The 17,316-nt window shown below is 32.8% G+C and carries 16 protein-coding genes; 10 read left to right on the forward strand and 6 right to left on the reverse strand.

What is annotated here, in order from left to right:
- The first annotated feature begins 68 nt into the window (after positions 1 to 68).
- The gene (locus MARIT_RS03810) at positions 69 to 458 is read left to right on the forward strand and encodes an HIT family protein (RefSeq protein WP_100210804.1); all 390 of its coding nucleotides are present in this window, start codon (positions 69 to 71) and stop codon (positions 456 to 458) included.
- Here MARIT_RS03810 and MARIT_RS03815 read toward each other — a convergent pair whose 3' ends face one another.
- Positions 459 to 1,607: an ATP-binding protein gene (locus MARIT_RS03815; protein WP_024741807.1), complete on the reverse strand. Its 1,149-nt coding sequence runs from the start codon at positions 1,605 to 1,607 to the stop codon at positions 459 to 461. It abuts the gene before it with no gap.
- A 149-nt stretch (positions 1,608 to 1,756) separates the two neighbouring features.
- Here MARIT_RS03815 and MARIT_RS03820 point away from each other — a divergent pair, with 149 nt between their 5' ends.
- Positions 1,757 to 2,617: a flavin reductase family protein gene (locus tag MARIT_RS03820; protein WP_100210805.1), complete on the forward strand. Its 861-nt coding sequence runs from the start codon at positions 1,757 to 1,759 to the stop codon at positions 2,615 to 2,617.
- Between the two features lie 9 nt (positions 2,618 to 2,626).
- A complete protein-coding gene (locus tag MARIT_RS03825) occupies positions 2,627 to 2,992 on the forward strand; it encodes a DUF3127 domain-containing protein (RefSeq protein ID WP_100210806.1) in 366 nt (121 codons plus the stop codon).
- A gap of 82 nt (positions 2,993 to 3,074) precedes the next feature.
- Here MARIT_RS03825 and MARIT_RS03830 read toward each other — a convergent pair whose 3' ends face one another.
- The 3 genes from MARIT_RS03830 to MARIT_RS03840 form a co-directional block, all read right to left on the reverse strand.
- Positions 3,075 to 3,317: a DUF1456 family protein gene (locus MARIT_RS03830; RefSeq protein ID WP_024741804.1), complete on the reverse strand. Its 243-nt coding sequence runs from the start codon at positions 3,315 to 3,317 to the stop codon at positions 3,075 to 3,077.
- Positions 3,318 to 3,336: 19 nt separating this feature from the next.
- The gene (locus MARIT_RS03835) at positions 3,337 to 3,957 is read right to left on the reverse strand and encodes a YqaA family protein (protein WP_100210807.1); all 621 of its coding nucleotides are present in this window, start codon (positions 3,955 to 3,957) and stop codon (positions 3,337 to 3,339) included.
- A 76-nt stretch (positions 3,958 to 4,033) separates the two neighbouring features.
- The gene (locus MARIT_RS03840) at positions 4,034 to 5,590 is read right to left on the reverse strand and encodes an NAD(P)/FAD-dependent oxidoreductase (protein WP_100210808.1); all 1,557 of its coding nucleotides are present in this window, start codon (positions 5,588 to 5,590) and stop codon (positions 4,034 to 4,036) included.
- 172 nt (positions 5,591 to 5,762) lie between these two features.
- On the opposite strand from MARIT_RS03840, the gene aat reads away from it, so the two are divergent.
- A complete protein-coding gene (aat, locus tag MARIT_RS03845) occupies positions 5,763 to 6,386 on the forward strand; it encodes a leucyl/phenylalanyl-tRNA--protein transferase (protein ID WP_024741801.1) in 624 nt (207 codons plus the stop codon).
- Between the two features lie 62 nt (positions 6,387 to 6,448).
- On the opposite strand, the gene MARIT_RS03850 is transcribed toward aat, so the two are convergent.
- Positions 6,449 to 7,816, reverse strand: coding sequence for a DUF5458 family protein (locus MARIT_RS03850; RefSeq protein WP_024741800.1), 1,368 nt, complete (start codon positions 7,814 to 7,816; stop codon positions 6,449 to 6,451).
- Positions 7,817 to 7,835: 19 nt separating this feature from the next.
- On the reverse strand, positions 7,836 to 8,291 hold the full coding sequence (locus MARIT_RS03855) for a hypothetical protein (protein WP_024741799.1): 456 nt from the start codon (positions 8,289 to 8,291) through the stop codon (positions 7,836 to 7,838).
- 143 nt (positions 8,292 to 8,434) lie between these two features.
- On the opposite strand from MARIT_RS03855, the gene MARIT_RS03860 reads away from it, so the two are divergent.
- The 6 genes from MARIT_RS03860 to MARIT_RS03885 all read left to right on the forward strand — a co-directional run bounded on the left by MARIT_RS03860 (position 8,435) and on the right by MARIT_RS03885 (position 17,255).
- Complete coding sequence (locus MARIT_RS03860) at positions 8,435 to 8,863, forward strand: GPW/gp25 family protein (protein ID WP_024741798.1); 429 nt, start codon at positions 8,435 to 8,437, stop codon at positions 8,861 to 8,863.
- A 4-nt stretch (positions 8,864 to 8,867) separates the two neighbouring features.
- Positions 8,868 to 10,640 carry a type VI secretion system baseplate subunit TssF gene (locus MARIT_RS03865; RefSeq protein ID WP_024741797.1) on the forward strand — a complete coding sequence of 591 codons (1,773 nt, stop codon included), beginning with the start codon at positions 8,868 to 8,870 and terminating at the stop codon, positions 10,638 to 10,640.
- A 1-nt stretch (position 10,641) separates the two neighbouring features.
- The gene (locus tag MARIT_RS03870; RefSeq protein ID WP_100210809.1) at positions 10,642 to 13,080 is read left to right on the forward strand and encodes an AAA family ATPase; all 2,439 of its coding nucleotides are present in this window, start codon (positions 10,642 to 10,644) and stop codon (positions 13,078 to 13,080) included.
- Complete coding sequence (locus MARIT_RS03875; protein WP_038025857.1) at positions 13,074 to 14,003, forward strand: hypothetical protein; 930 nt, start codon at positions 13,074 to 13,076, stop codon at positions 14,001 to 14,003. The genes MARIT_RS03870 and MARIT_RS03875 overlap by 7 nt, the downstream gene beginning before the upstream one ends.
- 425 nt (positions 14,004 to 14,428) lie before the next feature.
- Positions 14,429 to 16,225, forward strand: a complete 1,797-nt coding sequence (locus tag MARIT_RS03880) for a type VI secretion system Vgr family protein (RefSeq protein WP_100210810.1) — start codon at positions 14,429 to 14,431, stop codon at positions 16,223 to 16,225.
- 10 nt (positions 16,226 to 16,235) lie between these two features.
- Entirely contained in the window at positions 16,236 to 17,255 is a 1,020-nt protein-coding gene (locus tag MARIT_RS03885) for a hypothetical protein (protein WP_100210811.1), read from the forward strand.
- Positions 17,256 to 17,316 lie beyond the last annotated feature (61 nt).

The raw sequence follows: 17,316 nt of genomic DNA on the forward strand, positions 1-17,316 counted from the left end.
TTATACATTCGTGTTTTGATAATATTTCAAAACACGAATTCTTTTTTATTTTTACTGAAATTAAAATTATGAGCATATTTACAAAAATTATAACAGGGGAGATTCCTTCATATAAAATAGCAGAGGATGAAAATTTTTACGCTTTTTTTGATATCAATCCGAATGCCAAAGGGCATACCTTAGTAGTGCCAAAAAGAGAAGAAAATAAGTTGTTTGACTTAACTAAGGAAGAGTACGATGGGCTCATGTCTTTTTCTTATAGAGTAGCTAAAGCTTTAGAAAAAACAATTGATTGCAAAAGAATAGGTATGAGTGTAATAGGTTTAGAAGTGCCCCATGTACATGTACATTTAATTCCTATCCACCAAATGGTAGATATGCAATTTACTCAAAAAGTAACATTAACAGCAGAAGAATTTACTTTGTTAGCTCAAAAAGTAGCAGCAAATTTTGCTTAATTAGTTTTTATGAAGCAAAATTTGAAAAGTTGTTCCTTTATTTAGCTCAGATTTGAGAATGGATATTTTTCCGTTATGATAATCGTTGATAATTCTTTTAGATAGCGATAAACCTAAGCCCCAACCTCTTTTTTTAGTGGTAAAACCAGGAGTGAAAACCTGCTTGAATTTTGATTTAGGGATTCCTTTTCCTGTATCAGAGATCGTAATTTTAATGTTTTGGTCGTATTCTTTTATAGAAAGTGTTAGTATCCCTTTACCTTGCATTGCGTCAATAGCATTTTTAACTAAATTTTCGATAACCCAGCCGTAGAGTTCGGTATTTAGGTTTGTTTGTAAGTTATTTTTAGTAGTGATAAAAGAGAACGTTATCTTTTTGGAACTTCTTGATTTTAAATAATCAAATGCTGCCTTTGTAATAGTTACTATATTTTGTGAATCTAATTTAGGAACTGATCCAATTTTAGAAAAGCGATTGGCAATAGTACTTAGTCGATCAATGTCTTTTTGCATTTCCGTAATATAGGAAGCATCTATATTTTCTGTTTTTAAGATTTCAATCCAACCAAGAAGAGAAGATAGCGGAGTACCTATCTGATGTGCAGTTTCTTTAGCCATTCCTGTCCATAGTTTATTTTGCTCAGCCACTTTAGTGGAAGAAAAAAACATATAAATTACAGATAGAAACAATACCATAATTAAAATTAGGGCAATGGGGTAATAGGTTAATTTATTTAGTAAATTGGAGTTGCCGTAGTATATTTTTTGGGTAATACCTTCAAATTCTATCAAGATTGGCTCGTTTTGACTTTTCATTATCGTCATTTTTTCTTGTAAAAAAGAACTTCTAAGAGACTGAATGGAATCCAAATTTTCAAAACTAATGATTTCATCATTTTTATCTACCAAAATTAAAGGGATGTCTGTAATGATATCATAAATTTTAAAATTAAGATTAGTATCCTTGTTTAAGTCAGGGTTGGTAGCAAACTCTTTAATAGAAGCAGCAAAAAGTTCCATCTTTGAACGTTCCTCCTTTTTAAATTTTTGAAAGAAAACATAGGTGTTCCAAAGAATCAAAGAAACAATGCTAAACGAAATGAGAATTGCAATTCGTTTTAACCATAAAATATTTTTAAAAAAGCTCATTAGGGCAAATATAAGTTCATTTTATTTTTGAAAAGGATTGGGGCATAATTCTTTTAGGATATTTTTTAAAGTAAAAAGAATAAAGTAATTTAGTGGTTAACAAAATTTGTAAATAGATAGTATCTTTACCTACCAAAAATAAAATAAAAATGTTATCAATCAACCCAAAAGACATCCCTACTAGTAAGCTGCATGGATATTTATTAGGAGCCGTTGCACCAAGACCTATAGCTTTTGCTAGTACTATCGATGAAAATGGTTGTCCAAATTTATCGCCATTTAGCTTTTTTAATGTATTTAGCGCAAATCCACCTATTATGATTTTTTCTCCAGCAAGGAGGGTAAGAGATAATACCACAAAGCATACATTAGAGAATGTATTAGCTACCAAAGAAGTTGTTATTAATGTTGTGAATTACGATATGGTTCAGCAAATGTCGTTAAGTAGTACAGAATATCCTAATGGGGTTAATGAATTTTTGAAATCGGGGTTTACGATGCTCGCTTCTGAGAAAGTAAAGCCTTTTCGAGTGGCGGAATCTCCAGTGCAATTTGAATGTAAGGTGAATGAAGTAGTTTCACTAGGAAATGAAGGTGGAGCAGGAAATTTGGTGATTTGTGAGGTGATTAAATTACATATTAGTAAATCAGTTTTGAATGAAGATGGAGCAATCGATCAGCATAAAATAGATCTAGTTTCTCGTGCTGGAGGAAGTTATTATTCTAGAGCAAAAGAAGGCTTTTTCGAAATACCCAAGCCTATTTCAACAATGGGAATAGGTGTTGATGCGATTCCTGAAGAGATTAGAAATAGTGAAGTGCTAACAGGAAACAATCTAGGGATGTTAGGAAATGTAGAGGAACTCCCTTCAGAAGAAGCTGTTAATAACTTTGCAAAACTGAATCCTGAATTTATGGGGATAGAACCCGCAAAAAGGCATACATTTGCACAAGGATTTTTAAAAAAGAACGATGTAGAAAGTGCCTGGAAAGTACTTTTAATTAAATAGATTAAGAATATGGAAGTTATAGGGAAGATCAAATTAATAAACCCAGAGCAAACATTTGGTAATAACGGGTTTAGAAAACGTGAGATGGTAGTAACTACCGATGAGCAATATCCACAAATGATATTGATAGAGTTTGTGCAAGACAAATGTGATTTATTGAACAGTTATGCAGTAGGTCAAGATGTAAAGGTGTCTATTAACTTAAGAGGTAGGGAGTGGATTAATCCAGAAGGAGTGGCTAAATATTTTAACTCAGTCCAAGGATGGAGAATTGAAAACTTAGCGCAAGCAGCTCCACAAAATATACCTCCTGTAGATCAGTTTCAACCAGCTCCAGATTTAAATTCTAGTGAGCCAGATGATTTACCTTTCTAAAGAAAAAAGCTATCAAATGAATATAAAACAAAAGCGCGAAATTTTTAAGTTTCGCGCTTTTGTTTTAGGTAGAAAAAAGTAATCAACTTTCTTTTTTGGCAGGCATTGGCCCTCGTAAATGGATGATAAGTCCGTTTAAAAAGTTACGTAAAATTTGATCCCCGCATTCCATATATTTTGGATGGTCTTCTTTTCTGAAAAAGGCTCCCAATTCACCTTTAGTTACTTTAAAATCGACTAAAGCGCAGATTTCTATAATATCAGTATCACGCAATTTATGCGCAACACGAAGTTTTTTAAAAATATCATTATTTGTTAATCCCATGCGATAAAGATAGTATTATTTAGTTAACAACCTTAAAAATAGCCCAAGCATAGATCGCAAAGCGTAAAAATCGGAATAACCCAAATAAAACCACCCCTTTTAAAGGATACTTTATCATTCCTCCCGCCATGCAAGTAATTGAAAAAGGGATAGGGAGCAAAGCACCTACAATGATCAAAAAGCCTCCCCATTTACTAGTGTTTTTTAAGTTTTTAGCCATTTTGACTTCTAAATATTCTTTTACAGATGGAATTTTTAGAGCAGCTTTTCCTATAAAATAGGATAGGATACCCCCAGTATATGATAGGGTTGCTAGTAGAGATAAATTAAGAATTGGTGCTGCGGTCTTTTTTGACCAAGCTATAAAAATCTCTGGAGGAATCAATCCGAGTAATGTTTCAGAAATAAAAAAGGTAGTTAAAATACCAAAGCGAGAAAAAGTTTCAGTAATACTTTGTAGCCCGTCATTAATATTATATACGTAGTTATTAAATAAAACAAGTCCAACTACAACAATGACAACAGGCCAAAAAGCTTTTTTGAGGCTTTCCCAAATAAACATATAAAAACCAGTTCTGGCGTAGTAATTATGTAAAAGTTTTGCTTTTTCTTTTTGTGATTTTTTTCTCTTTTGGGCCATTAAAATTAATTTTCTTTAAAAATAAGTGAACAAAGGTAGTTACTCAATAATTATAAATCAAAAAATAAATCGTTAATTAAATGTTAGAGGTTGCAGCTTCTGCACATCGTTCTCCATCCATAGCGGCAGATATAATTCCACCTGCATATCCACCTCCTTCTCCACAAGGGAATAATCCTTGTATTTGTGGATGTTCTAAGTTTTCTTTTCTAGGAATATTTACGGGAGAAGAGGTTCTTGATTCTACCCCTATGATATTTGCTTCTGAAGTATAGTATCCGTGCATTTTTTTACCAAAAGCAGCAAATCCTTTTCGAAGCCTACCGCCAATTATTTTAGGTAATATAGAGTGTAGTGGGGCAGCATTTAACCCAGGTTGGTAAGAGGTTTCATTTAAAGAGTTAGAGATCTTTCCTTCTACAAAATCTGTAAGTCTTTGTGCAGGAGCTACCTGACTCTTTCCTCCAGCATTAAAAGCTAGTTTTTCCAAATCTCGTTGAAATTCTAAACCTTTAAAAACACCATGTTTTTCATATTTTGGAAGGTCTTTATCAACGTCAATTTCAACAACAATACCTGAATTTGCAAACTTGTTATTTCTTCTTGAAGGAGACATTCCGTTTACTACGACTTCGCCATTTGAGGTAGCAGCAGGAACGATAAATCCGCCAGGGCACATGCAGAAAGAGTACACGCCTCTGTTTCTTACTTGATGCACCAAGCTATAAGCTGCTGCTGGAAGCAATGCATCCCTTTGTCCTGTGCAACTATATTGAATTTGATCTATAATTTCTTGTGGGTGCTCTACGCGAACCCCCATTGCAAATGATTTAGCTTTTAAAGCAATATTCTTTCTATGTAAAAGTTCATAAATATCCCTTGAAGAATGACCAGTAGCCAAGATTACCGCATTAACCTCCATTTCACGCCCATCTTTTAATTGAATTGCTCTAAGCTTATTATCTTGTATGTTAAAATCAGTAACTCTGCTTTCAAAATGAATTTGTCCGCCATATTTTAAGATGTTTTCACGGATATTTTGAATGATTTTTGGCAACTTATTAGTTCCAATATGAGGATGAGCATCCATTAAAATTTGTTCGGTAGCGCCATGATACACAAGATTTTCAAAAATTCTCCGAACATCGCCACGTTTTAAACTACGGGTATATAGTTTTCCGTCTGAATAGGTTCCAGCACCACCTTCGCCAAAGCAGTAATTAGAATCTTCATTGACATCATGAAATTGATTAATAGCGCGTAAGTCTCTCCGTCTATCTTGCACGTTTTTGCCCCGCTCTAACACGATGGGCTTATAACCTAGTTCAATACAGCGGAGAGCAGCATACATTCCAGCGGGACCAAAGCCAACGATGTGTATTTCTTTGGCCTTAGAAACATCTTTGTAGTCAAAAACATAATCAGGTGTATCAGGCAGAGTTTCATTAATATATACAGCAACCTTGTAGTTAAATATAGTTTCTTTTTTACGAGCATCTATAGATTTACGTAATATTTTAATGCCTGTAATTTCAGAAGCTGCTATTTTTAATTTTTTGGCAGCTTTCCATTTTAAAATATTCTCTTTTCTTTCTTCTATTAAATTTACTCGGAGCTGAAGTTCTTTTACCATGTTACAAAATTATGCAAATTTTAGTTGATTCGTTTTGTTTATTTTAGCAAAACAAACAAAGTTCAAGGAACTTTTGTTACTATTGAGTATAAACCCTTGGGCTTTAGTTTTTTTTGTATATTTTCTTATAAAGGAGTTACGTGTTAAAAACGTTTTTAGTAATATTTGTTTTATGATTTGGTTAAGTAAAGAAATTGTATTCCCTCCGCACGAAGTAGCTAATGAGGATGGACTTATAGCTTTGGGAGGTGATTTATCTGTACAACGGTTGATTTGTGCTTATTCAAATGGTATTTTTCCTTGGTATAATGAAGGGGAGCCGATTGTTTGGTATAGTCCTCCAGAAAGAATGGTATTATTTCCAGAAGAGATTAGAGTTTCTAAATCTATGAGAAAGGTATTACGAGATACTTCTTTTATAATAACTGAAAATAAAGCATTTAAGGAGGTAATTCATAAATGCAAGCATATAAGTAGAAAAGGAGAGCTGGGTACTTGGATTACGGATGAAATGGAAGAAGCTTATGTTCATTTATATCTGAAAGGAATAGCTAAATCTATTGAAATTTGGTTAAATGATGAGCTCGTAGGGGGTTTGTATGGAGTTGATTTAGGGAATGGTGTTTTTTGTGGAGAAAGTATGTTTAGTCATGTGAGTAATATGAGTAAGGTCGCTTTTATTCACTTAGCGATAAATGGAGGGTATCGTTTGATAGATTGCCAAGTGTATAATGATCATTTGGCTAGTTTAGGAGCTCGCGAAATAAATAGAGATTCTTTTTTGAGGATGTTATAGCAACAGTTTACTATAAAAAAAACTTGGAGCTTATAACAGCTCCAAGTTTACTTTTTTTGATATTAGCCTTCTTGCTTATATTCACTGTGCCATACAGCTTCCTCTGGACCATCACCTTTGTGACCATCTAGTTGAATAACAAAGCTTTTTGCAGGAAAATAAGGAGTGATATGAATATCTAGCAATACCCTATCTTTTTGATTAGGATCTTGTTCTATTTTCATTACTTTAAATCGTTCGATTAGTTTAGTAGGACCTTGAATACTGTCTAAGAATTTTACAATTTGGCTTCTTAAGTCAGATTCTGTTCTGGTGGTCCAGTTTTCAAATGCACGTCTATTTAAAAAGTCAAATAACACTTTCGTGATATAGTCAAAAACGCGTACTACAGAATAAGTTTGCAACCCTAAATTGTCACCATTAAATAAAGTCTTAGCAGAAAAAGCCATTACCTTACTATACTCATTAACCATCGGTACGAGCCCCATTTTTTCAAGTTCTGAAATTTCGCTCTTTTTTAGGTCAAAACGAACACTTTCTACTTCATTGATACCTCCAAACTTTTTACCAGCAACTACTTGAGACATTAAGGTGTTGTATATTTTACCAGCTAAAGCAGAAGAAGGTGGAACGTATAGGTTTTCTTCTTCTCCTACGATATCATTTCTCTTTCTACCTAATAACCAATTACAAGTCATTAAAGTATTTGATTTAAATACATCACCAGCAGTATGGTTTGCATTGAAGAAAATATCGACAACATCATCAGGAGTTTCTAAGTTTTGGAAATCCGTTAATAAAGTTGCTTTATTTTCATGAGCTACTTTAGACCATTTATCTAATACTGCATTAGAACCTAAATAGCCAGGAACTACTAACAAAGAATAATTTTTTCTTAAATCAAGTCGATCAAAGTTTTGCTTTAATTCATTACTAACATAATCAATAAATAAAGTGTTATCTAAATCTTTTAATTGATCGATATCAGCATTAACAATAGTGATATTTTTTACTTTGTCACTTTCTGTATTTTTATAGAAAAGAGCAACAGATCTGTAAGATGTTTCTAGTTCGTTAGTACGTTCTAATGCTTGTTTTAAGTTAGCGTTTAATGTTTCTTCAGCTTTTAATGCCTTATTTTTGGCAATATCACGCATTTTTTCAACATCAGCATTATTTTTTAACAAATCTAACCAAACAGATAAACGATTGATCAACGTTTTTCTTTCGTTATTCCATTGTGCATCAGTTAAAAATATATTTCTTCTAGCTTTTCTATTAGGGTTTAGGTTAGAATAACCATCGATCATATTTTCTAAAAAAGAAAAACCACCGTATTCTTTTAAAAGATCTAATACGCTAGAAGCATCTTGTACTAGCTGTTCTGATTGAGTTTTTGTTGACTTTTGCGCTTGAGTTTTTGTTGACATAGCTTAATTAGTTTTTAGATTAGTTATTTGCTTGTTTGATTTCTTCGATAGAATTCTCAAGCATTTGCACAATTGCATTTCTGGTATCAGGATTTTCCAAAGCTTTTAGTAGCGCTCTATTAGAAGATAGCTGACGAGAAATTTTCATGTTTTGTTCTTTTTCAACGTCTAATTTACTCAAAAAGTCACTATTTTCTTTTATTTTCTTAGCATCAAAATCTCCGAGATTATTAAAAGACATCGTCTCCTTAACTTCGGCTCCATTTTCATCTTTGTGTTCAAGTTGAACTGTTGGAGAAAATTTTTCAAAGACATCCTCAACTGTTTGCAAGCCGTAAATAGCCTCAGGAGTAACAGGAGCTTTGTCTGTTAATTTTTGAATTAGAAGGGTGCGGTTTGATGGGATGTCAGCGATTGATTCATTAGCATCCACTTTAACTTCATTACCACCAATACCGTAATTGTACATTGCCATAATAATTTTTTTTTAAGGGTTAAATATTAAATATATAGAATTTTTCCTGTACGAATGTATAGAATAATTTCTAGATAAAAAAAATATATTTAGCATATGTTCTTGTTTTTTTTTACTAAATTACTCCGAAATTTTAATGAAAAATGAATTACATAAAGTTACCCCTCGACTTTTCGCAGCTTACTAAAGGAATAAGCGTTGACCGATGTTCCAAAGAAGAATCCATAGCACAAAACATAATGATGATCATCACTTCCAGGTACGGTGAAATCGTAGGAAGAGAAGATTATGGTTCCGATATTTGGGAATTGGAATTTAGTCAATTGGTGAAAATAAATGAATGGGAGGAGCAGGTGAGGCTCTCTTTGGACGCTTCTATTAAGAAATATGAAGAAAGATTAAGAGATATAGAAGTAGGTGTTGTACTCTCTGAAGTAGATGATGATTTATCAAATACCAATAACTCGCAAGTAAGAAGAAAAGCAAAAATAACAATTAATGCAGTAATGGTTGAGAATGACATACCGTTTAATTTTAGCACATTACTATATATAAGCCCCTTATCACAATAAAACTATGAGAAACAAAATTTTTTCAGAAATTAAAGAACGAATGCTCGATCGCTCTATGGAGCTTTGGGGAATTAAGGATACAGCTAGCATTGACCCTATTTTAGAGTTACTTATAGATGTTTTTGCATATGAAAAAGCAAAGCTTCATCAAGAAATTGAAGTGTCAGATTCACAATTACTTCATCGGCTTTCTAGGATACTGGTGAGTAACAAATGGTCGTTGCCAGCACCAGCACACGGTTTATTGAATGTATATCCTACAGAAGAATATTGCCAACTAACAGCTAAAGACCATTTTTATGTGAACAGAAGTCAGTTTGGAAAAAATACTACGAGTATTTATTTTACCTCATTGATTGATACGGAAATCATCAATGCCGCTGTTAAATGTAAGGTTTTTAAAAATGAAATTAGTTATTATGAAGATAAATATGATACCCAAAGTACTTTTTTAAATGAAGACTCGGCTATTGAAGATTATACTTGTTGGGTAGGAATCGGATTGTCAGAAGAAGTATTAGAGAGAACAAAGAATTTATCGTTGTGTGTATTATTAGAAGACCTATCGTTGTATCCTTATTTAAATACTTTAACGATACATGATGGTAAAGAAAAACCGCTAAGTTATCATAAAGGACTATCCTATAAAAAGGAAGCAAGTGAAGCACATTATTTTGAGGATGTAATGTCTTATTATAGTGATTATTTTTATACAATAGGACTAGCGCGCGCGCAGGAATTAAAGTCAATAGAGGAACAATTTCCTAAAGGGAAGAAAGACATAGAGGGGGTGAATTATGAAGAAAAGTTACTCTGGCTAAAAATAACACTCCCAGAAGTTTTTTCATCAGCAAAAATAGAAGCAATGAAATTTGCAGTAAATACAATTCCTATAGTAAATAGGAAGAATATTTATGTACAGCATAATTTTATAACTAATGGAAAAATAGCTTCTTTACCTAGTGAAATGGAAAACTATTTTTTAAATGTAAAAGAAGTATATGATGATAAAGGAAATTTGTTGAAAAATGCATTGAAAAGTAATGAAAGTAGCTTGGAAGGAACGTATTCTCTTTATTTTGGAGATATCGAAAGGTTTGATTCAAGAAGTGCAAAAGTTTTGGTAGACAAGGTAGCTCATTTGATTAGAGAAGAAGGAAATGCTTTTGCAGCAATGAATCCAGAGAAATTAAATAAATACTTGCATGGTATTGTAGAGCGATTGGAAGAAATAGAAGAAAAATCTATAGAAAAATTAAAGCATATAAATATTAGTAATGAAAGAGCTTTTTTATTAACCTATCCATATGAAAATACAACGAATTACGAAATAGAATATTGGTTATCTAATGCTGAATTAGGAAATGGATTTGATGATAGTTTTGAGTTTGGGCAATATGGAACCAACTTATTTGATGTTAAAAAGGTAAAACTTTTAACGAAAACGATTGGAGGAAAAACAAGGAGAGGAGAAAGAGAGCAAATAGATAGTTTGCGATATGGATTGTTAACTAGAGAGCGAATAGTATCTACAAAAGATGTAGAGAGCTTTATGAAGCAACAAATAGGAGCGCATATAAAACATATAACAGTAAAACCTGGAATGATGATTTCTCCAGAAAAGAAAAAAGGAATTGTAAGAACAGTAGAGGTTGTTGTTGAGCTGAAAGAATTGTTTCTATCAACATTGAATCTACAGCGCTTAAGTGCATTTTTAGAAAAAGAATTAACTCAAAAATCAATAGGGAATACCCCTTATAAAGTAATATTAAAGTGATATGAAAGAAATAGATTATAGTCCAAGTTTACTTGCTTCATTAAAAATAGCAAAAACCATGGCAAACCATGAGAAACATGCCACCTATGGCGTTGCTCATGTAGTAATGGCAATGTTTATAGAACCAACAGGGCTGAAAGAAATATTAGAAAGTTTAGGTAAAGATGCAGGTTACATTGCTGAATGGTTTGAGGTGCGAAAAGAAATGTACACCTCAGAAGTAATTTTTGAAGGAGACATAGAGCAAGATGATGCCTTAAAAAAAGTGATAGAGGAAGCAGAACGCTCAAAAATAAAATTAGGGACAGATACCATTGATGCAGTATGTGTTTTTACTGCAATAGTGAGAGAAGGAGTGGTGTATTCCAAACAACAAATAGATTCATTAGGAATAAAAGAAGAGGATATTTTAAACCAGTATAACGTTCCTAAAAATAATTTGATCCTTTCTTCAGAAGGAGAAAGTGAACTGGTATCTTCTGCTTTGTTTGCCATCAATTTAAAAACAGAAAAAATAATAAAAGAAGGAGTATTAGTTTTAGGAAGAGAAAAAGAAGTAAGATCCATTCTTGAAAATTTGGAGCGTTCTGAGAATAAAGGAACTTTATTGGTGGGAGATTCAGGAGTTGGAAAAACAGCTGTGATCAATGCGTTTGTAAAAGAATTATCAGGAAATCAAGATGATTATATTCAAAATACATTGATTTTTGGATTAAATGTTCCAAAATTATTAGCCAATAGTACTTCTGAAAATGATGTGTCAAAAAAAATTGTAGAGCTTTTTGAAAAATTAAACAAGTTAGAAAATCAATGCATACTAGTGATTGATGATTTGCAAGTATTGTTAGAGAATTCAAGCGGAAAATCAAATATGGTTTCTAATGTTCTAAATGCACAGTTAAATGATGGAGCCGTAAATTTAATTTTTACGATTACCTCAGATGCATACCGAAAAAATTTAGAAAAGCACCCTATAAAAAGTAAATTGGAAATAGTTCAATTAGAAGAGCTAGAGCATTTTGTATTGGTTAAATGTTTAGAAAAGCATAAAGAGCGCTTAGAAAATCATTCTGAGATAAAAATATCGGAAAAAGCTATGGAAGAAACCATACACTTATCTAAGCGATATTTTAAAGAAAAAAAACTTCCTTATGGTGCCATAGATTTATTAGATAGAACAGTTGCAGCGGTAAAAATGAGTAATCATAGTGCAGAAGGGGAGGTAGAAAAGTTACGCGAGCAATTTCAACAAATTATAGAAGAAGAGGTTTTTGCTTGGCCAGATCTCCATTTGTTGTTTCGCTCTGTCTTTAAAAAGGTAAGTGTAGTAGTAACGTCTAAATTAACTAAGAATTATGTGTTTTTAGAGGAAGATACTAAGGAGGTTAAAATAGAGAAAACTCGTGAATTGCTAAAAGAATTGGCCATCGTGGCCACAGAAAAAATAACAGTAATTACACCTGTAGAAATAGAAGCTATTGTAGCTGATTTGACAGGGATCCCTATCGGTAAAATTCAAGCAGAAGAAAAAGAACGATTATTAGGAATTGAAACAAAGTTACAAGAAAGAGTCAAAGGGCAAGACAATGCTATCGTAACCCTTTCTGATGCTATTATAGAATCAAGAAGTGGTTTGAGTAACCCAAAGCAACCTATTGGATCATTTTTCTTTTTAGGACCAACAGGAACAGGAAAAACAGAGCTCACAAAATCATTAGCAGAATTGCTGTTTGATGATGAAAACGCAATGATACGATTTGATATGTCAGAGTTTAAAGAAGAGCATTCAGCAGCACTACTGTATGGAGCACCTCCAGGGTATGTGGGCTACGAAGAAGGAGGGATGCTTGTTAATAAGATTCGAGAAAAGCCATATGCAGTAGTGTTGTTTGATGAAATAGAAAAGGCGCATAGTTCCGTATATGATGTATTTCTTCAAATAATGGACGAAGGAACTATTCATGATAAATTAGGTAGAAGTGGAGATTTTTCAAATGCAATTATCATATTTACGTCTAATATAGGAAGTCAATGGATTGCAGAACAGATGGAAAAAGGAATCAAACCTTCTTCTAATGAATTGATAGAAGTGATGGCGCAGCATTTTAGGCCAGAATTTTTAGGGCGTTTAACAGAGGTGGTTCCTTTTGCGCCTATTGATGAAAAGGTTGCTAGAGACATCTTTAAATTACATTTTGCGAAGCTACAAGCACAGCTAAAAAAGCAAAAGAATATTCGTCTTAATTTATCAGAGGAGGCATTGGGCTTCTTGGCTAAGAAAGGTTATTCGAAGAAGTATGGGGCAAGACCTATTGCTGGGGTCATTAGAACTTATATAAAAAAGGTAGTATCTAAATTTATTGTTTCTGAACAAGTGAAAAATGGGGAGGGAATTTTATTAGATTATAAAGACGAACAATTAATCTGGGAGCAATGCTAGAGGATGAATTTGAAATAGATAAATTAAAAAGAAGTGAAGCAACTAACTTTATTGCAGAGGTTTTTTATGGAGAACTGGCATTTATTTTAGGTAGAGAGCTTGATGATATGCTAATGGTTCGAAAGCATGGAATGAATAGTAGAGCCATGTCAAAAGATGTATTAGATATTACTACGAAATATGTAGCTATTGAAGATAGGTATAAAGAGTTTTTAGTACTTCATTTAGGGCAAAATAGTATTTACCACCAATTACCAGAAATACTATTTCACCCATTAGTAATTAGCGCGCCTTCTATGAGTAATCAAGAAGTGGTGGAAGCTATTCGTGAGAATAGAAAAAGAGAAGAACGAAATATTAATTTTTTTCTGCCTTTTGATACAGAATTGTTCAAGGAAAAGGTGAAAATTGTAAACAGACACTTAAACTTTTTAACGGACAAAGCATCGAAGGAAAATCTATTCCGCATTGCTCAAAAGATTTTAGATGTAGATTTAGATATTCCAAAGCAAGGAATTTATAAATTATTCTTAAATTTGTGTAGAGCAGAGTTTTTTAAAGAAAACTTTCCAGAAATAGAAGACTTAATAGAGGTTGTTTTAGGGTTGAAGATTGAATTAAAATATGTGCCTAACTATTTTGAAATGGTTCCGTTTTTAGGAATCGGAACTGCAAAATTGGGTATTGATTCAGGATTGGTAGGAAAAACAAAAAGTGAAATAGATGATGTACATGCAATCATCATACTTTCAGAGCCTACTGATGATTATGATGGATTGCTAAAAAATATGGCATCTCTAAAAACGATACTAGAGTTTTTTATCATGGCAAATAGAAAAATAACAATAGCATATAAAATAGAAAGAGATAAAACATTTGCACTAGGAGAAAGATACTTAGGTTATGATACCTATGTGGTATAATTAAAAATTGATTTTTAAAGAAAAAAATGTCCCCCAAAATATTTAACATCTTATTACAAAATACTTCCAATCGTTTTTTAAAATATTTAAGAGAAACCAACATTGAGATATATTCATGTCTCAATAAGGTTTCCTTTGATAGATATTAAGGAGACCAGCACTATCAACAACAATTAAGAAGGTGGTAGCTAACTAGAGTCAATGTTAGCCACGTACAAAATAGTAGAGGAAGTTTCTTTTAGAGAGGACCATATGACATATCAAATATTTTGACCTATTTTTTTAGGAAGGGCAAAATTAGAGAGATGTTGGTGTTGTTGAACTAGTGCAATTTTATACGAATAGAATAGGTGTAAAATGCCACTGTTTAAATGGTGCAGATTAAACATTCAAGAATAAGAATATAACGATAAATAAATACAATTATGTTAAAGGAAAACCCTTGTAAAATAGCGATAGATGGTATATCTATAGCGCACTATGTAAGTTTGCAATTAGTGCAGAAAATAAACGAACATCATCATTTTGAAATAGCATTAGATAATGAAATATTTATACTAAAGGAAGGAACGGATATTTTTAGTTCGAAGGAATATATAGGAAAGTCCATTTATATAGAAATAGAAGATTATGATTTTTTGGGGAGAATAACTGCTATGGATTTTGAAATGTCTAAAGGAGAGTTTGGACATACCTTATTAAAGGGGTATTCTAAAACTATTCTACTAGAATCAGGAAACCGATTAAAGTCTTGGACAGATAAAACCATGCCTCAAATAGTAAAAAGCATTTTGGAAGCCTCTAATATGAGAGGTATGATTGCTCCAAAAACAACGTTTGCGATTCCTTACCAATGCCAATATAATGAGAGCGATTTTGCCTATTTAAAACGTTTAGCAAACCAGTACAATGAATGGTTTTATTATGAAGGGGAATACCTTGTTTTTGGAAAACCCAAAGAAGAAAAAAGTCCGATACAATTAGAGTACAATCAAGAGGTTTATGAAATAAAAATAGCAACCAAAACAGCTGCGGTATCCCAAAGGGCATATGATTTTAGCTATGAAGGAAATAACATGTTAACAGCTTCCTCTAAAAATGACAAGGTTACGAGCACTCTTTCTGAATATGCATTGAATGCTGCCATGAAATTATATCCTAAAGAATCATTAGGGATGCCTGAAACGGTTTTAGCAGATCAATATGAGGTAGATCGTTATTTGCTAGGGAAAACAGAAAGCGTTTTAAGTGAATTTGATGTATTGGAAGCCAAAAGTAAGTACGTAGGTTTAGAAATAGGGAGCGTTATTAGGCTTTCTAGTGGAGAAAAATACATTGGAGGAAACTATTTGATTACAGAAATTACTCATACACAAGCCCAAGATAAAGAATATGAAAATCATTTTAAAGCTATTTCATCCAATAGCAGGTATTTACCAGCACCCAAAGTAACTCCGTTAATGGCAGGTACTCAAAGAGCTATGGTAATAGATCATGCAGATCCGTTACATAAAGGACGAGTAAAAGTGAAAATGCTATGGCAAGAAAATGAAATGGCTACAAATTGGATTCAAGTGTTAGCACCTGATGCAGGAAGTAGTGCTGTTGTAGGTACTAATCGAGGCTATGTTTTTATTCCTGAAATAGGAGATCAAGTGCTTATAGGTTTTCATCATAATGACCCTAACCGTCCTTTTGTATTAGGAAATTTACACCATGCTGATAGTGCTGGAGGTGGGCAGGTTAATAATAATATAAAGAGCATTAAAACTCGTAGCGGACATACAATTGCGTTTAATGATACCGAAAGAGCAGAAAGTATAAGTATAACAGATCGTAAGGGAAATCATATTATAATCAATACAAAAGAGGAAACGATTAGTATTAAGGCATTAAGAGATATTAACTTAAAAGCAGTTGAGAATATAAACATTGAAGCGGGTAAAGATATTAATGTTACCGCAGGAAATGATATGGTAGCGTCTATAACTAAAAATAATATTGTAAATACAGGTGCTCATAATACCATATCTACAGCAGGGGATTATAAGTTGATGGCGGCTAATATTTATGAGAGTGCAGATGGTAATTATGAAGGGCAAGCTGAAAATATAACAAAAAATGCAGCGAATAACCTTTCTATTAGTGCAGTAGCAGGAAATGTAACCAAACATGCAACGCAACTAAATAATAATAGTAATGAAAATACTAATTTTTCTTAAAAGATAGGTCATGGGAGGCACAATATTGAAGACTGCTAGTGGTAATTATATAGAAAAAGCAACTAAAGATATTACGTATTATGGTAGAAATATAAATACGATGGCAGGAAAAGGGATTTATGAAAAGGCAGAGGTGATAACTATTGGAGATGCCGAAGAGGCTCCAGAATCACTTGTTTTTAAAAAATGTAAGGCAAAAGAACCTGATGCTGCTGATCCTAGTATAATAGGTACGTGTTCATATTATAAATTTCGGTTTGAAAATTTTATGAAGCGTCATGAAAATTGTAAACATGATCCTCCTGGATATTATTATGGAGTTATGAGAAAAATTGAAGGAGGGCTAGGGATTGTAGATGGAATTAATGAATGGTGGACTCCTTCACTCGAAAAAGAGATGGGGAATGAAGAATTGCAGGAGTATAAACGCGAACATGGATTATTTAAGGCAGTGCCCTCTAAAAGTTATGGATATAAATACTGTATTAGGTTTACCCATGTATTAATGCCTGTATTGAGTGAAAAGGGGAAATTATGGTTGGTTAGGGCTAAAGGTAATTTGCAGAGGTATATGGAAATGGGGGTTGTTGGCAAAGCATTTTATTCTATTTATAATGACGATTTTAATGAAAGGTATGATTTACCTGATAAGAATGAACAGTTTTATACAAAAATAGAGGACAGAAATAATGAGTTTAGAGATTTTGCTTTTGCAACCCACCCAGATGCATATTTAGATGCAGGGCTAGCTGGTATTCCAATCGCAGATAAAATAAAAGTGGCAATGACACCTGATTTTAAAGAATGGGGAGAAGGAGATACTTGGGAACAAGCAATAATTGTTATGGATGAGCAAATAAACTATTGGTATGAAGAAGCTGAAAATGGGGTTAAAGCAGCGCAAGAGGAAATAGAGAATGCTGTTAGAGAAGCAGAAGAATATTTAAAGATATTCAAGAGTGCTATAGACGCTTGGGAGTGGGCAAACCAGCAATTAAATAAGTATAGAGGAATGCCATGGCTAAGATAGCTCATATTGTGTTAATAGGCGGGCTTTTATGTGCTTTGAATGAAAAAGCATATAAGTAACC

The organism is Tenacibaculum maritimum NCIMB 2154 (assembly GCF_900119795.1).
Lineage (GTDB): Bacteria > Bacteroidota > Bacteroidia > Flavobacteriales > Flavobacteriaceae > Polaribacter > Polaribacter maritimus.

Coding starts and splice junctions, on each gene's coding strand:
- MARIT_RS03810 (WP_100210804.1), top strand. CDS start 69: ATGAGCATATTTACAAAAATTATAACAGGGGAGATTCCTTCATATAAA.
- MARIT_RS03815 (WP_024741807.1), bottom strand. CDS start 1,607: ATGAGCTTTTTTAAAAATATTTTATGGTTAAAACGAATTGCAATTCTC.
- MARIT_RS03820 (WP_100210805.1), top strand. CDS start 1,757: ATGTTATCAATCAACCCAAAAGACATCCCTACTAGTAAGCTGCATGGA.
- MARIT_RS03825 (WP_100210806.1), top strand. CDS start 2,627: ATGGAAGTTATAGGGAAGATCAAATTAATAAACCCAGAGCAAACATTT.
- MARIT_RS03830 (WP_024741804.1), bottom strand. CDS start 3,317: ATGGGATTAACAAATAATGATATTTTTAAAAAACTTCGTGTTGCGCAT.
- MARIT_RS03835 (WP_100210807.1), bottom strand. CDS start 3,957: ATGGCCCAAAAGAGAAAAAAATCACAAAAAGAAAAAGCAAAACTTTTA.
- MARIT_RS03840 (WP_100210808.1), bottom strand. CDS start 5,590: ATGGTAAAAGAACTTCAGCTCCGAGTAAATTTAATAGAAGAAAGAAAA.
- aat (WP_024741801.1), top strand. CDS start 5,763: ATGATTTGGTTAAGTAAAGAAATTGTATTCCCTCCGCACGAAGTAGCT.
- MARIT_RS03850 (WP_024741800.1), bottom strand. CDS start 7,816: ATGTCAACAAAAACTCAAGCGCAAAAGTCAACAAAAACTCAATCAGAA.
- MARIT_RS03855 (WP_024741799.1), bottom strand. CDS start 8,291: ATGGCAATGTACAATTACGGTATTGGTGGTAATGAAGTTAAAGTGGAT.
- MARIT_RS03860 (WP_024741798.1), top strand. CDS start 8,435: ATGAATTACATAAAGTTACCCCTCGACTTTTCGCAGCTTACTAAAGGA.
- MARIT_RS03865 (WP_024741797.1), top strand. CDS start 8,868: ATGAGAAACAAAATTTTTTCAGAAATTAAAGAACGAATGCTCGATCGC.
- MARIT_RS03870 (WP_100210809.1), top strand. CDS start 10,642: ATGAAAGAAATAGATTATAGTCCAAGTTTACTTGCTTCATTAAAAATA.
- MARIT_RS03875 (WP_038025857.1), top strand. CDS start 13,074: ATGCTAGAGGATGAATTTGAAATAGATAAATTAAAAAGAAGTGAAGCA.
- MARIT_RS03880 (WP_100210810.1), top strand. CDS start 14,429: ATGTTAAAGGAAAACCCTTGTAAAATAGCGATAGATGGTATATCTATA.
- MARIT_RS03885 (WP_100210811.1), top strand. CDS start 16,236: ATGGGAGGCACAATATTGAAGACTGCTAGTGGTAATTATATAGAAAAA.